This window comes from Caulobacter sp. 05T431, from assembly GCF_056665975.1.
The window spans coordinates 1-384 of sequence record NZ_JBFTKU010000160.1; the positions used below are offsets into that span (position 1 = coordinate 1).

Below are 384 nucleotides of genomic sequence, written 5' to 3' on the forward strand. Positions count from 1 at the left end.
GTCCGTGGCAACCAGCAGATCCCACAGATTGCTCTCCGGAAGCCGCACCTGACGGGTGAAATGGAGCCTGACCATGGCATCCCAGAAGTCCTCAGCGGATGCGGCTTGGCCAACCGCTTCTAACAGTGCGACGCCGAACCGATGGAAGTGCCACCTCAGCGACTCTGTGACAATCTCATCCCGGCCATTCGGAAAGTGTGAGTAAAGGCTTGGAGGCTTGATGTTGACGGCATTCGCGATGGTCCGCATCGAGACTGAGTTGAACCCGTTCGCTATGGCTAGTTCAAGGAAAGCCTCAAGGATATGCCGACGCGAGACTGACTGTCCGGCCCAGCCCCACTCCTCGAGGCGGTCTGCAAAATCGTCGCGTGCAGTCACATAAGA

At 57.8% G+C, this 384-nt stretch carries 1 protein-coding gene; it reads right to left on the reverse strand.

What is annotated here, in order from left to right; genetic code table 11:
- Positions 1-384 (reverse strand): TetR/AcrR family transcriptional regulator (locus tag AC1U89_RS24950; RefSeq protein WP_479902296.1); only part of this gene is annotated, 384 nt, incomplete at both ends.